This window comes from Agromyces sp. Y558, from assembly GCF_059445415.1.
Genome location: NZ_JCAIUH010000001.1, coordinates 2,229,241 through 2,242,586, shown reverse-complemented (window position 1 = coordinate 2,242,586; position 13,346 = coordinate 2,229,241). Strand labels below are relative to the sequence as shown.

14 protein-coding genes and 1 pseudogene are annotated in these 13,346 nt (G+C 68.7%); 8 read left to right on the top strand and 7 right to left on the bottom strand.

Annotated elements, in window-relative coordinates:
* Positions 1-39: 39 nt before the first annotated feature.
* Entirely contained in the window at positions 40-720 is a 681-nt protein-coding gene (locus tag AC1C2T_RS10475; RefSeq protein ID WP_495385225.1) for a hypothetical protein, read from the top strand.
* A 44-nt stretch (positions 721-764) separates the two neighbouring features.
* Here AC1C2T_RS10475 and AC1C2T_RS10470 read toward each other — a convergent pair whose 3' ends face one another.
* The 5 genes from AC1C2T_RS10470 to AC1C2T_RS10450 form a co-directional block, all read right to left on the bottom strand.
* Positions 765-1,343, bottom strand: coding sequence for a GNAT family N-acetyltransferase (locus AC1C2T_RS10470; RefSeq protein WP_495385224.1), 579 nt, complete (start codon positions 1,341-1,343; stop codon positions 765-767).
* Positions 1,344-1,410: 67 nt separating this feature from the next.
* Positions 1,411-2,103, bottom strand: coding sequence for a uracil-DNA glycosylase (locus AC1C2T_RS10465; protein ID WP_495385223.1), 693 nt, complete (start codon positions 2,101-2,103; stop codon positions 1,411-1,413).
* Positions 2,104-2,157: 54 nt separating this feature from the next.
* On the bottom strand, positions 2,158-2,682 hold the full coding sequence (locus AC1C2T_RS10460) for a phosphoribosyltransferase (protein WP_495385222.1): 525 nt from the start codon (positions 2,680-2,682) through the stop codon (positions 2,158-2,160).
* A 66-nt stretch (positions 2,683-2,748) separates the two neighbouring features.
* Positions 2,749-3,450 carry a potassium channel family protein gene (locus AC1C2T_RS10455; RefSeq protein ID WP_495385221.1) on the bottom strand — a complete coding sequence of 234 codons (702 nt, stop codon included), beginning with the start codon at positions 3,448-3,450 and terminating at the stop codon, positions 2,749-2,751.
* The gene (locus AC1C2T_RS10450) at positions 3,447-4,232 is read right to left on the bottom strand and encodes an SDR family NAD(P)-dependent oxidoreductase (protein WP_495385220.1); all 786 of its coding nucleotides are present in this window, start codon (positions 4,230-4,232) and stop codon (positions 3,447-3,449) included. The genes AC1C2T_RS10455 and AC1C2T_RS10450 overlap by 4 nt, the downstream gene beginning before the upstream one ends.
* 221 nt (positions 4,233-4,453) lie before the next feature.
* Here AC1C2T_RS10450 and AC1C2T_RS10445 point away from each other — a divergent pair, with 221 nt between their 5' ends.
* The 7 genes and pseudogenes from AC1C2T_RS10445 (at position 4,454) to AC1C2T_RS10415 (ending at position 11,612) form a co-directional block, all read left to right on the top strand.
* Entirely contained in the window at positions 4,454-5,554 is a 1,101-nt protein-coding gene (locus AC1C2T_RS10445; RefSeq protein WP_495385219.1) for an acyltransferase family protein, read from the top strand.
* A 110-nt stretch (positions 5,555-5,664) separates the two neighbouring features.
* Positions 5,665-6,990: pseudogene (locus AC1C2T_RS10440) on the top strand (bifunctional o-acetylhomoserine/o-acetylserine sulfhydrylase); the annotation flags it as partial.
* 22 nt (positions 6,991-7,012) lie between these two features.
* Complete coding sequence (locus AC1C2T_RS10435; RefSeq protein WP_495385218.1) at positions 7,013-7,180, top strand: hypothetical protein; 168 nt, start codon at positions 7,013-7,015, stop codon at positions 7,178-7,180.
* A 40-nt stretch (positions 7,181-7,220) separates the two neighbouring features.
* Positions 7,221-8,426 (top strand): homoserine O-acetyltransferase MetX, encoded by a 1,206-nt coding sequence (metX, locus tag AC1C2T_RS10430; protein ID WP_495385217.1) that lies wholly within the window; start codon positions 7,221-7,223, stop codon positions 8,424-8,426.
* Positions 8,427-8,532: 106 nt separating this feature from the next.
* Complete coding sequence (locus AC1C2T_RS10425; protein ID WP_495362480.1) at positions 8,533-9,690, top strand: sensor histidine kinase; 1,158 nt, start codon at positions 8,533-8,535, stop codon at positions 9,688-9,690.
* The gene (locus AC1C2T_RS10420) at positions 9,687-10,961 is read left to right on the top strand and encodes a hypothetical protein (RefSeq protein ID WP_495385216.1); all 1,275 of its coding nucleotides are present in this window, start codon (positions 9,687-9,689) and stop codon (positions 10,959-10,961) included. Before AC1C2T_RS10425 ends, AC1C2T_RS10420 begins: the two co-directional genes overlap by 4 nt.
* Positions 10,962-11,612, top strand: coding sequence for a response regulator (locus AC1C2T_RS10415; protein WP_495385215.1), 651 nt, complete (start codon positions 10,962-10,964; stop codon positions 11,610-11,612). It begins immediately after the preceding gene.
* Positions 11,613-11,680: 68 nt separating this feature from the next.
* Here the strand turns inward: AC1C2T_RS10415 and AC1C2T_RS10410 are convergent, their stop codons facing one another.
* Together AC1C2T_RS10410 and AC1C2T_RS10405 are read right to left on the bottom strand one after the other, a co-directional pair.
* The gene (locus tag AC1C2T_RS10410; protein WP_495385214.1) at positions 11,681-12,955 is read right to left on the bottom strand and encodes an MFS transporter; all 1,275 of its coding nucleotides are present in this window, start codon (positions 12,953-12,955) and stop codon (positions 11,681-11,683) included.
* A 58-nt stretch (positions 12,956-13,013) separates the two neighbouring features.
* On the bottom strand, positions 13,014-13,328 hold the full coding sequence (locus AC1C2T_RS10405) for a thiamine-binding protein (protein ID WP_495362476.1): 315 nt from the start codon (positions 13,326-13,328) through the stop codon (positions 13,014-13,016).
* Positions 13,329-13,346 lie beyond the last annotated feature (18 nt).

The following is a 13,346-nucleotide window of genomic DNA, read 5'->3' as shown; positions in this document are numbered from 1 at the left end:
CTACGGCGATGCGCTGCGCGCCGGCACTAACGTGGGGCCATGCGCGCACGGGACGATTCGGCACGGCCGGGCACGGATGCGTCTGGAGCCGCCTCGAAGCTCAGCGCGTCGATCACAGCGCATCCGCTGGCCTGGGGTGCCGTATGGGCCGGCCTCATCGGCGCGATCATCGTCGTCGCTGCGATGCTCGACTGGCCGACCTGGGCGTGGGCGCTGCTGCTCATTGTGCTGGTCGGACCGAGCCTCGTCGCCACGATCCTCGTGCTCCGGGCAACGCCGCGCGACCATCTCGCGCATCGTTCATCGGTCTTCGGGCACTTCTTCGCTCGCTACCTGACGCTCGTGCTCGCCTTCGTGGCGTGGTCGGGATCCGTCGTACTGGGCGCCGCGATCTCGACTTCCATCCAGCTCGCCGCCGAAGGCAAAGAAGACGAACTGACCGGCATCGGCTTCCAGGTGCTCGCGGCCCTGACCCCGGTCGCCGCCGGAGTGCTCTGGGCGGCACTCATCGTGCGCTGCTCGTGGTTCCTCGCGCGCCTGCGGGGCTGGCAGGAGGCTCCCGCGGCGAGCGAAGTGCCGGTCGCGTTGCTCGGCGCCCGCCCGAGGCTCCGCCGGATCGTCATCGGCCTGGCCCACCCCGGCCTCCTGCTCGCGACCGGACTGGCCTCGGCGATGCTCGCGATGCTCGCCGCCGAGGTCGAGTTCACCGCCTTCACCTGAATCACGCCTTCATCTGAGCGACGCGGGCTCGCGGCATCCGCTCGCTATTTCAGTGTCTTCTGCATCAGGACCGTGCCGAGCCAGCGCTCGAACTTGAACCCGACGCGACCCATGCGGCCGATCTCCTCGAAGCCGAACTTCTCGTGCAGCGCGATCGACGCCTCTGCGCCCTGGTCGGCGATGACGGCGATCATCTCCTTGAGGCCCGCAGCCTTCGATCGCTCGATGAGGTCGGCGAGCAGCACCCGGCCGAGCCCCTTGCCGGATGCCGCGGGGCCGAGGTAGATCGAGTTCTCGACGGTGTAGCGGTAGGCGCGCTTCTGCTTCCACGGCGAGACGAGCGCGTAGCCGAGCAACTGGCCGCTCGGCGACTCGGCGACGAGGAACGGCATGCCGAGCTTGGACAGGTAGGCGAACTTCGCCTTCCACTCCTTCAGCGTCATGGCGTCTTCGTCGAAGGTGACGGTCGAGTTGGCGACGTAGTAGTTGTAGATCTCGCGCACCGCCGGCAGGTCGGCTGCGCGCGCGTCGCGGAGCGAATACTCGAAGGGCGTCTCGGCCGGCAGCGGGTGACGAAGGTGGGGCGGCAGTACGCGGCGCTCCTGATATTCCTCTTCGAGCATGCCGCCCAGATTACTCGCGCCGTGTTACCGATGAGTTTCGCGGCCGAACGCCCGCGCTGACGCCTGCTCAGGCCGGCAGGCTCCAGTCGACAGGGGCTGCGCCCTGCGCCTCGAGCAGTGCGTTCGCCCGGCTGAACGGCTTGGACCCGAAGAATCCGCGTGACGCCGAGAGCGGGCTCGGGTGCACCGATTCGATGAACGGCGTGTCACCGAGCAGCGGTTTGAGGTTCTGCGCGTCGCGCCCCCAGAGGATCGCCACGAGCGGGGTGCCGCGCGCCACGAGGGTGCGGATCGCGTGTTCGGTGACCGCCTCCCACCCCTTTCCGCGATGCGAGGCCGGGGCGCCGGGCTGCACGGTGAGCACGCGATTGAGCAGCATCACGCCGTTCGCGCTCCAATGGGTGAGGTCGCCATGCGGCGGCGGCTCGACTCCGAGATCGTCGGCGAGCTCGCGGTAGATGTTCTGGAGGCTTCGAGGCACCGGTCGAACGTGCGGATCGACGGCGAAGGAGAGCCCGATCGGATGCCCCGGCGTGGGGTACGGATCCTGACCGACGATGAGCACCCGCACGTCGCCGAGCGGTGCGCCGAATGCGCGAAGCACCCGGTCGCCCGACGGCAGGTAGCCGCGGCCGGCCGCGGTCTCGCCGCGCAGGAACTCGCCGAGGGCGGCGATCTTCGGCGCCACCGGTGCGAGGGCGGCAGCCCACTCGGGGTCGATGAGCCCCGTCGAGGCGAGTTCGTCGAGCGACTTGGCCATCTCAACCACCGGTCACGTCGCGGTTCTGTCGCGGCGCCCGGGTCGAATGGGCGGTCACGCCGCGCCGGCCGGGGCCTCGACGGGCGGCAGCGCCGACCACGGGAAGACGATCCAGTCGTCGGTGCGGCGATAGTCGAAGTCGGGTGCGAGCACGGTGTGCGACTTCGTGTAGAGCGTCGCGGTGCGCACGTCGGCGCCTTCGTCGATGAGGAGCGCCAGCACCTTCGCAAGGGTGCGGCCCGAGTCGGAGACGTCATCGACGAGCAGCACGCGCTTGCGGCCGAGGGCTGGCGCATCGAGCATCGGCGGATGCAGCACGGGTTCGGGCAGGCGTTCGTCGATCCCGGTGTAGAACTCGACATTGATCGAACCGCACGCCTTCGTGCCGAGCGCATACGAGATCGCCCCCGCGAGCAGCAGCCCGCCGCGGGCGATGGCGATCACCACGTCGGGCTGGAAGCCCGAGCGCAGTACGTCACCTGCGAGTGATCGCGCTGCGTCGCCGAACTCGTCCCAGGTAAGGATCTCGCGCTGAACGGCGTCGATTCCGTGCGCGGCGTCATTGGCATCGAAAGTCATGTCGTCAGGGTATCTGCCGCACGGCGGTGTCTTGCGGCCGAGCGGATGCCGCGGCATCCGCTCGCTTCAGGCCTCGCGGTCGGCCGGAGGCTCGTCATCGTGGCGATGCGCCTCGCGAACCTGCCCGACGCGCTCGTTGATCAGCGAGATGATCGTCGCCGACGCGGTGCCGACGATCGCGACGCCGCCCGCCATGAGGAACACGGCGTAGAACCGGCCTTCGGCGGTGATCGGGTACATATCGCCGTAGCCGACCGTGGCGACGGTGACGATCGCCCACCAGATCGAATCGCCGAACGTCGTGATGGTCGCACCGGGCGCGTTCCGCTCGGCCTGCAGGGTCGCAAGGGCGATGAAGTACACGAACACCACGGCGTAGCTGGCCGCGTAGATGACGATGTTGGTACGCACGGCGGCTCCGCTGCGACGCTGCAGGTACGGCACCTGCCTCAGGAGTGAGAGCACGCGGAACGCACGGAACACGGGGACGATCGCGGAGAGGGCGTCGACAGGGTGCGTCCGCAGAAATGCCCAGCGCCCGCCGCGAGGCGTCAGCAGGATACGCACGACGATGTCGCCGACGAACACTACCCACGTGACGAAGAGCATCCAGAACAGCAGCGCGTCCGGGCCCCGAGGGATCCACGGCGCGAGCACGTAGACCGAGTACGCGACGATGAAGACCACGCCGAGCAAGACCAGCGGCACCGTCGTGCGACGCTCCCACGCGAGTCGTCGCGGGGCGGCCGGCTCGGGCTTCGGCGTCACGGCGCCTCCTCGCGCACGACCAGCGGCCCCTTCGTGAGTCGGTACGGAGCCGCCTGCGCAACGGGTTTCACGACGATGAGGTCGAGGTCGACGTGTCGTGGTTTCAGCACGGCGTCGGCGATGACCGCCGCGATGTCCTCCGCCACGAGTGGTTCGGGCACTTCGTCGTACACCGCATCGGCGCGGGCGCGGTCTCCGCCGAAGCGCACGAGTGCGAACTCGTCGGTCTTCACCATGCCCGGCGCGACCTCGATGACACGCAGGGGTTCGCCGTTCAGCTCGAGCCGCAGCACCTCGGTGAGCGCGTGTGCGGCGAACTTGGCGGCGTTGTACCCGCCGCCGCCGACGTAGGCGGTGTGTCCGGCGATCGAGGTGACGTTCACGATGTCGGCGACGCCGCGCTCGACGGCGCCCTTCCGCAGCAGCGGCAGCAGGGCGCTCGTCACCCGTTTCAGGGCGAGCACGTTGACCTCGAGCATCCAGGCCCAGTCGTCGATGTCGGAGGCTTCGACCGAGTCGAGCCCCTTGGCGCCGCCCGCGTTGTTCACGAGGGCGTGAACGGGACCGGTCGCGGCGAGGTGGTCACGGAGGCGGTCGACGTCCGCTTGCTTCGTGAGGTCGGCCACGACGACGGATGCCCCGGTCTCGGCCTCGAGTGCCCGCAGGCGGTCTTCACGGCGGGCGACGCCGATGACGTTCCAGCCGGCGGCGCGGAACGCCCGCACGGTCGCCTCCCCGATGCCCGAACTCGCACCGGTCACGACCACCCGCAGTTCACTCATGCGCCCATTCTGCCGTGCCGACCCACGTTCCATCAGCTGTACCGGTCCGCGTTCCCTGAGCTGCGCCCGTCCCCGTTCCCTGAGCTGCGCCCGTCCCCGTTCCCTGAGCTGCGCCCGTCCCCGTTCCCTGAGCCCGTCGAAGGGCCCCGTTCCCTGAGCCCGTCGAAGGGCCCCGCCCGCCTCGCTTCGACAAGCTCGGCGGGCTGACCGACAATGGACTGATGCATACGAGGCCGCAGGCGACCCCGCACCGACGCAGACGTGTCCCTCTCTGGGACAACGCCCGGTGGATCGCGATCACCCTCGTGGTCATCGGCCATGGAATCCTGCCGCTCATCGGCGAATCCGACAGCGCGTACAGCGTGTACCTGTTCATCTACTCGTTCCACGTGGCCGTCTTCGTGACGGTGAGCGGCTACTTCGCGAAGTCGGGCCCACCGAACGCCAGGGCCCTGCGCCAGATCCTCACCGACATCGTCTTCCCCTACATCATCTTCGAGACGATCTGGACGATCATCCGCTGGCTGCTCGGCGGAGAATTCACCCTCGACTTCACGACGGCATCGTGGACGCTCTGGTTCCTCATCGCCCTCGCTGTCTGGCGCATCGTGCTGCCCTACCTCGTGCTCCTGCGCTACCCGCTGCTCATCGCGATCGCGATCTCGATCGGTGCCGGCTACACCGAGACGATCGACTCGACCCTCGCCCTGTCGCGCACCCTCGGCATGTTGCCGTTCTTCGTCTTCGGCTGGAAACTGCGCCAATGGCAGCTGACCGGACGCTGGCTGGAGCTCAGTTCGGGGGTGGCGTGGCGCTGGCGTGCCGGTGCGATCCTGCTCTTCGGCGCGACGCTCGCCCTGATGCCCGCCGCGATCGAGACGTGGCGAGACCTGAAGCTTCGCCGCTTCATGCTCTACGACGAGTCGTACCAGGCGATCGGGTACGACGAGCCGTGGTCGGGGGCCATCCGGCTCGGGTTGCTGCTGTTCGCCATGGTGCTCGCGGTGGCCTTCCTCGTACTGATGCCGCGCAGCGCGCACTGGTTCACGCCGTTCGGCACGGCGACGATGTATATCTACCTGCTGCACACCTTCGTGCTGTTCCCATTCCGGGAGACCGGCCTGCTCGCCGGCGACCAGCCGTTCTGGGTGCTGCCGGCGATGATGGTCTTCTGTGTCGGCATCTCGATCGTGCTGTCGCTGAAACCCGTGCGCCGGATCTTCCGGCCGCTCGTCGAGCCGCGAGCCCGATGGTTGTTCCGGCCTGATGCGTCGACCGCGACGGGCACGATCGTGCTGCCGCCCGACCCCGACGACAAGTAGGCGCATACCACGCGTGACGCCGTGTTGCACCGTCCGTTGCCCGCCGACCCGTGCCCGCCTAACGTGGGCTCCAAGCCGCGGCGGACCCGCGCGAGACGACTGAGGAGACTTCCATGAGCGACACCGCCGACTGGCGTTTCGAGACCAAGCAGGTGCACTCGGGCGCGGCACCCGACCCTGTGACCAACGCGCGTGCAACGCCGATCTACCAGACCACCTCATACGTGTTCAACAGCGCAGAGCACGCGCAGAACCTGTTCGCGCTGGCGGAGTTCGGCAACATCTACACCCGCATCCAGAACCCCACGCAGGCCGTGGTCGAAGAGCGCCTCGCCGCGCTCGAGGGCGGCAGCGGCGCACTCCTCGTGGCGTCGGGCCAGTCTGCGTCGACGTTCGCCGTGCTGAACATCGCCCAGGCGGGCGACCACATCGTCTCGTCGTCGTCGATCTACGGCGGCACCTACAACCTCTTCAAGTACACGCTCGCGAAACTCGGCATCGAGACGACCTTCGTCGAGAATCAAGACGATCCCGATGAGTGGCGCCGCGCCGTACGCCCGAACACGAAGCTCTTCTTCGCCGAGACGATCGGCAACCCGAAGATCAACATCCTCGACATCCGCCAGGTCTCCGACGTCGCGCACGAGTCGGGCGTTCCGCTCATCGTCGACAACACGATCGCGACGCCGTACCTGATCCGTCCGTTCGAGCACGGCGCCGACATCATCGTGCACTCGGCCACCAAGTTCCTCGGCGGCCACGGCACGGTCATCGGCGGCGTCATCGTCGACGGCGGCACGTTCGAGTGGTCGAAGAACGTCGAGAAGTTCCCGGGTCTGACCGAACCCGACCCTTCATATCACGGTGCGAGCTACACGGTCGCGGTCGGCGACGGCCTCGCCTACATCATCAAGGCGCGCGTGCAGCTGCTCCGCGACCTCGGCGCGGCCATCGCTCCGGCGAGCGCCTGGCAGCTCATCCAGGGCATCGAGACGCTGTCGCTGCGCATCGAGCGCCACGTGCAGAACGCACAGGAGATCGCGGAGTGGCTCGACACGCACGCCGATGTCGCGAGCGTGAACTACTCGGGACTACCCTCGAGCCCGTGGTACGCGGCGGCCAACATCTACGCCCCGAAGGGCGTCGGCGCGGTGCTCTCGTTCGAGCTCAAAGGTGGCGTGGGCGCCGGTCGGGCGCTCGTCGACAACCTCTCGCTCTTCAGCCACCTCGCGAACATCGGCGATGTGCGTTCCCTCGTCATCCACCCGGCGTCGACGACGCACTCGCAGCTGACTCCAGAGCAGCAGCTCACGAGCGGTGTGACGCCGGGGCTCGTGCGCCTGTCGGTCGGCATCGAGAACATCGACGACCTGAAGGCCGACCTCGAGGCGGGCTTCGCCGCCGCGCGTGCCGCCACCGAGGCCGCGCGCGTCTGAGCCACCACGACACGACCTGCGGATGCCGCGAGCTCACGAGCTCGCGGCATCCGTCGTCTCGGCACGCTCCGATCACCGAGAGGTCGTAGATGGCGACCACGGCGTCGTCTCCGTCACCATCTGCGACCTCTCGACGACCTTCGACCTTCGACCTTCGACCTTCGACCTTCGACCTTCGAGACCGGCGTAACAAAGCACGCCGGGCCGCCCGCCTCGGCAAGAATCGAAGCATGGACTGGCAGACGACGGCTGACGCGATGCCCGCGAGCATCGTCACCGAGGCGCGGGCTGCGTCGCTCGCCGGCCGGCCGCCCACGACCGGCGCCTGGCGTGAGGGCGACCCCGTCGGCGACCGGCGGTTCGTGAACATCGGCGATGTCCCGCTCGAATCCGGCCAGACGCTGCCGACCGCCCGCATCGCCTACGAGCAGTGGGGCACACTCTCGCCCGCACGCGACAACGCGATCCTCGTGCTGCACGCACTGACGGGCGACAGTCACGTGATCGGGTCGGCCGGCCCGGCGCATCCCAGCGCAGGCTGGTGGCCCGGAGTCGTCGGCCCAGGGCTCGCGATCGACACCGACCGTTGGTTCGTGGTCGCCCCGAACGTGCTCGGCGGGTGCCAGGGCTCAACGGGCCCGGCATCGCTCGCGCCCGATCGAGCCGAGTGGGGTCCCAGGTTCCCATTCCTGACGATCCGTGACCAGGTGCGTGCGCAGATCGCCTTCGCACGGGGACTCGGCATCGAGCGTTTCGCGGCCGTCGTCGGCGGCTCCATGGGCGCGATGCACGTGCTGGAGTGGGCGATCATGGCACCCGACTCCGTCGAGCGAATCGCCGTACTCGCAGCGCCGGCTGCGACATCCGCCGATCAGATCGCATTGAACTCAGTGCAGATCGAGGCGATCCGCACCGACCCGGCGTTCCGCGGCGGCGAGTTCTACGACGCGCCCGACGGTGACGGCCCGACGCGAGGGCTCGCGCTGGCCCGTCGCATGGCGATGCTCAATTACCGCACCGCAGCCGAACTCAACCAGCGGTTCGAGCGCAGCTGGCAGTCCGACATCGACCCATTGGGTGGTGAGGGTCGCTTCGCCGTCGAGTCCTACCTCGACTTCCACGGCAACAAGTTCACCCGCCGCTTCGACGCGAACAGCTACATCGTGCTCACGCAGTCGATGAACTCGCACGATACCGGCCGAGGCCGGGGCGGGTCCGCCGCCGCACTCGCACAGGTCGAGGCGCGAAGCCTCGTGCTCGGCGTCGACAGCGACCGCTATTTCCCGGTGGCCGGCCAGCGGGAGCTCGCGGCGGGTCTGCGACACAGCATCCACGGCGATGCCCCGGTGCTCATCTCCTCCGAGTACGGACACGACGCCTTCCTCATCGAAGACGAAGCTATCGGCGGTGCGCTCGGCGAGCTGCTCGCCTCGTAGATCGCCCTCAATCGAGGCGCCACTCACGCGCCGCAGCTCGACTCCGCTACTCTTCGAGAGTGACGGTGCCCGTTTCCACGGCCGCCGACCACGCCGAGGGGGTGTCATGAAACGCATCCACAAAGAACGCGACCGGCTGCTCCGGCGACTCGCGCAGGTCTCCGGGCTGAGCGGAGCGATCGGTGCGCTCGCCTGCCTCCTCGTTCCCGGAGCGACTTCGGGCATCGAGCTGGCGGTCGCAGCCCTCCTGAGCCTCGGCTCGGTCGTCTTCATCGCGCTGCACGCCGTGCGCGGCGCACTCGCCCCCGCGTTGGCCGCTGTGGCGTGCTCGATCGCCCTGATCAGCCTGCTCGGCGTCGCCCCGGTGCTCGACCCCGTGTCCGTCGCCGCGATGGCCATCACGGCCAGCATCACCGCCTCCTCGGTGGCCATTCCGCTCATCGTGCGGCCCGATGGTGCGTACATTGTGCTCGGTCTCGCCGCTGCGACCCTGATCGCGGTCGGTATCGTCGCGATCACCGGGCATCAAGTGATGACCGTGGCGATCGGCACGCTCATGGGCTGGGCTGCGAATGCGTCGATCGGCATCTGGCTCGACCGCGCCATCGTGTCGGCGTCCGAACGCATCAACGAGGTCGGCCGCGCGCACGAGGCCGAGCGTCTCGCGAGCGAACTCGAATCGCAACAGCGTCAGGATGCACGGGTACTGCACGATACGGTGCTCGCGACGCTCAGCCTGTTGGCTCACTCCGGCGTCGGCGTCGGTGCCGCCGCGTTGCGCCAGCAGTCCGGCGACGATGCACGGCTGCTGAAGCAGTTGAGGCTCGGCGCACGAATCGACAGCGGATCGAACGCGATCTTCTCGCCCGAGTCCGACGACGACGCGCTCGGCATGACGTTCGAGTCCGTGCGTCAGCGCTTCGCTCGTATGGGCCTCGACGTGAACTGGCACGGAGCCGGCCGGCTCGTCCTCCCGCGCGACACGCTCGACGCGCTGCTCGGGGCCCTCGGCGAGTGCCTCGAGAATGTACGCCGGCACTCCGGCGTCGCCGAAGCGGATGTCACGGTGAGCGATGACGACCGAACAGTGCGCGCCATGGTGACCGACGCCGGCACCGGATTCGAACCCGAGGCCGTCGACGGTGCACGACTCGGCTACGCCGAATCGGTCGTCGGCCGGCTGGGCACCGTCGGCGGTCGCGCCCGCATCTTCTCCTCGCCCGGGTCGGGCACGACGGTCATGCTCGAGGTGCCGAAGCCATGAGCGACCCGCACATCGCCGCATCCACTTCCGGACGTCCCTTCCGTCGGCCGAGCCGCTCCGCGCGAGCCGCCGGCGATGTGCGGGAGAGCCATGGCGGCCGTCGACTCGCCATCGGCATCACGATCGCGTCGGGGCTCGTCATCGCCGGACATCTCGCGCACGCGGTGACGTTGGCCCCGCTTTTCCCACCCGGCCCCGGCCCATGGCTGGCGTGGCTCGCGCTCGGCATCGTCGTCGGAATCGGCGTGTTGTCGCGCGTGGTGTCGCGCAACTCGCCGCTTCCCGACTGGCTCTACGTCGTCCTTCTCATCGCGCTCATCGTTCCCGTGTGGCTCGACCTGAACGCCACCCAAGGTCTGCTGCACATCGGCGTGACCCCGACGGCCGCGGCCGCGGCCGGTGCCGTGCTCATGCCGGTGGCGGCGATCAAGGGCACGAGGATTCCGGTGCTGGCCGCCGGCGCGATCGCCGTCATCCTGGCCGCGGCGGCGCTGCTGCAGCTCGAGTCTGCCGGACACCACACCGTCACGGCCCTCGTCGTCGCGGCATCCGCTGTGCTGCCGGTCGTCATCGTGGCGTTGGCGATCAACGGCTTCCGCCGGCTCGTGCGCCGCGAACTCGACCTCTCACTCGTGCAGAGCACCGTCGCCACCCCTCGAACCGCGGTGGGCATGCGCGCCTCGGAAGAACTCGCTCAGCTCGACTTCGACGCCGAGACGCTGCTCGACGATGTCAGCTCGGGCCGCATCGCCATTCCGCTGCCGTCCGAGTCCGCGGAGCGCGCGGGCGACCTCGCGGCACGCCTGCGGGTGCGGCTCATCGAAGGCCGCAACGACACCTGGCTGCGTCACGCCGTCACCGAGTCCGCGTACCTCAGCAATCGGGTCACCGTCGATGATCCCGACGGGCTGGCAGGCCTACTCGCCCAAGACCAGCGAGACGGGCTGCTCCTGGCGCTGTGGTTGCTCGTCGGCGAGCAGCCGAAGGGTGCCGGCGAAGTCGCGACGCACATCACGTGCCGCGAACCGGTCGAGACCCCGGGCCTCGCTGCAGACCCCGACGCGCCTGATCTGCTCCTCTCGATCGAGGTCGCGGGTGTCAACCGGCGACGCGTGGATCCCGCAACGTGGGACGCACTCGGTAGTGTCGGTAGTCACGATGTCATTGCGGCACCCGAAACCTTCCGCATCGATGTCGACTGCCGGGTCGACCCGAACGTCTCAGCAGGAGTTCCGGTCGCCCGCGGGGCGACCCGTTCGAGGGGAAGCTGAATGGCCGACACCGCTCCACCGATTCGCCTGGCGATCGTCGACGATCACCGCATGCTCCTCGGAGCGCTCTCCGAATGGCTGCGCGGGGCGGCATCCGACATCGAACTCGTCGCCGCAGTGCCGTCGTGGTCCGAGTTGCTCGCGCATCCCGACTTTCCCGTCGACGTCGTGCTGCTCGACCTCGACCTGCGCGACAACATCCCGATCTCGCTGAAGCTCTCGATGCTGAAGTCCGCCGAAGTGCAGACGATGCTCATGAGCACCTACTCCGAGCCGGCCGTTGTGCGCGAGGCACTCAGTTCGGGGGCACTCGGCTACCTCGTCAAGTCCGAACCGGTCGAGACGATCATCGAGGCGATCCGTGCCGCACGCATCGGCGAGTCGTACCTCACCCCTGAACTCGAGCTCGCGCTCACCGAAGCGGGCACCGCACCGAAGCTCTCGGCGCAAGAGCGCCGGGTGATGGCGCTCTACGGCGCCGGCCAGCCCGTCAAGGCCGTGGCCTTCCAGCTCGGCATCTCCGAAGAGACCGCGAAAAGCTACCTCAAGCGCATCCGCGAGAAGTACCGGGCGACGGGCTACGACGTCGGAACGAAGGTGGCGCTGCGCAAACGCGCGATCCTCGACGGCATCCTGCTGCAATCCGACTGAGGTCGGCCCACCCACCGGCCGGTCGTCCCGCATCGGATGCCGCGGCATCCGATGCCCGTCGACGCCCTCTAGGGTTCGACGGCCTCGATCGAGCCTGTCGCGTATGGAACGGCCACGCCGCGTCGGCCGCGAGCACGGTCGAGCGCGAACGAGGCCACCGCGAGCAGCGCCCCTGCGATCGTGAGCACGAGACCGATCCAGATCGGGGCGACGTAGCCGAGCCCGCCGGCGATCGCGATGCCGCCGAGCAGGGCGCCCAGACTGTTGCCGATGTTCAGCGCCGAGTGGTTCAGCGCGGCGGCGATCGACTGGCTGTCGCGTGCGACATCCATGAGCCTCGCCTGGATCGTCGGTGAGAGTGCAGCTGATGCCCCGCCGACGAGCAGCACACCCGCGAACAGGCCGATCGGGCTGCCGGCAGTGAACGCGAGCAGCACGAGCGCGCCCGCGAGGATCGCGAAGAACAGGTACATCGAGCGGCGCACACTCCAGTCGGCGAGCCGACCGCCTGCGATGTTGCCGATCGTCATTCCGACGCCGAAGGCGATGAGCACGACGGGCACGAGCTGCTCCGGCAGGCCGGCGACGTCGGTGGCGAGCGGCGCGACATAGCTGTAGACGGCGAAGAGTCCGCCGAAGCCGACGGCACCGATGCCGAGGGCGAACCACACCTGGGCGCGCGTGAACGCACGGAGTTCACGTCTCATCGTCGCGTGCGGGTCACCGGCCTGCCATGGCATCGCGACGAGCACCGCAACGAAGGTGAGGGCGAAGATCGCCGCGACCACGAGGTAGGCGATGCGCCACCCCGCTGCCTGCCCGAGCCACGTGATCGCCGGCACCCCGATCACGTTGGCGATCGTGAGACCCGAGAGCACGAACGCGACGCCCCTCGCCCGTTTGCCCGGCCCCATGAGGCTCGCGGCGACGAGGGAGGCGATGCCGAAGTACGCGCCGTGCGGCAGGGCGGCGACGAAGCGCGCGACGAGCACGAGCTCGAACGTCGGCAGCAGGGCAGAGGCGACCGTGCCGAGAGTGAAGGCGGTGAGCAGGGCGAGCAGCAGTCGCTTGCGCGGCCAGCGTGCTGCAGCGGCGGCGATCGTGGGCGCACCGACGACGACGCCGAGGGCGTAGGCGGAGATCATCCAGCCGGCGTTCGCATTCGCGTCGGCGGAGGACTGCGCGTAGAGCTCGGGCAGCAGGTCGTGTGCGATGTTCGGCAGCAGGCCCATGGCAACGAACTCGGTGGAGCCGATGCCGAAGCCGCCGAGTGCGAGCGCGAGGAGCGCAAAACGAATACGGGCCGGCGACAACGTCGTCGGCCCGTCAGAGGAGCGGGTCACTCAGCGATTCTCGCACGAATCGAATCGATTCGACAGTCGGCGCCCAGGCGCGTTCGCCTTACGCGACGCCCGCGTCGTCGATCGCGGTTTCGAGCCGCTCGATCTTCGCGTCGAGCTCGCCGGAGTAGCCCGGTCGGATATCCGCCTTCAGCACGAGCGACACCCTCGATCCGTATTCGCCGACCGCCTCCGTCGCACGGCGGACGACGTCGAATACTTCGTCCCACTCGCCTTCGAGCTCGGTGAACATCGAAGTCGTGCGGTTCGGGAGTCCCGATTCGCGAACGATCTTCACGGCCGCCGCGACGGCGTCGTGAACGGATCCATCGGCGTGACCCGTTCCGCTCGGCGCTACTGAGAATGCAACCAGCATGTTCGTCTCCTTCAGTTG

Excerpts from the sequence above, each read along its gene's own strand:
- AC1C2T_RS10415 (WP_495385215.1), top strand. The coding sequence starts at position 10,962 with ATGGCCGACACCGCTCCACCGATTCGCCTGGCGATCGTCGACGATCAC.
- AC1C2T_RS10420 (WP_495385216.1), top strand. The coding sequence starts at position 9,687 with ATGAGCGACCCGCACATCGCCGCATCCACTTCCGGACGTCCCTTCCGT.
- AC1C2T_RS10465 (WP_495385223.1), bottom strand. The coding sequence starts at position 2,103 with ATGGCCAAGTCGCTCGACGAACTCGCCTCGACGGGGCTCATCGACCCC.
- AC1C2T_RS10435 (WP_495385218.1), top strand. The coding sequence starts at position 7,013 with ATGCCGCGAGCTCACGAGCTCGCGGCATCCGTCGTCTCGGCACGCTCC.
- metX (WP_495385217.1), top strand. The coding sequence starts at position 7,221 with ATGGACTGGCAGACGACGGCTGACGCGATGCCCGCGAGCATCGTCACC.
- AC1C2T_RS10450 (WP_495385220.1), bottom strand. The coding sequence starts at position 4,232 with ATGAGTGAACTGCGGGTGGTCGTGACCGGTGCGAGTTCGGGCATCGGG.
- AC1C2T_RS10475 (WP_495385225.1), top strand. The coding sequence starts at position 40 with ATGCGCGCACGGGACGATTCGGCACGGCCGGGCACGGATGCGTCTGGA.
- AC1C2T_RS10445 (WP_495385219.1), top strand. The coding sequence starts at position 4,454 with ATGCATACGAGGCCGCAGGCGACCCCGCACCGACGCAGACGTGTCCCT.
- AC1C2T_RS10425 (WP_495362480.1), top strand. The coding sequence starts at position 8,533 with ATGAAACGCATCCACAAAGAACGCGACCGGCTGCTCCGGCGACTCGCG.
- AC1C2T_RS10405 (WP_495362476.1), bottom strand. The coding sequence starts at position 13,328 with ATGCTGGTTGCATTCTCAGTAGCGCCGAGCGGAACGGGTCACGCCGAT.
- AC1C2T_RS10460 (WP_495385222.1), bottom strand. The coding sequence starts at position 2,682 with ATGACTTTCGATGCCAATGACGCCGCGCACGGAATCGACGCCGTTCAG.
- AC1C2T_RS10470 (WP_495385224.1), bottom strand. The coding sequence starts at position 1,343 with ATGCTCGAAGAGGAATATCAGGAGCGCCGCGTACTGCCGCCCCACCTT.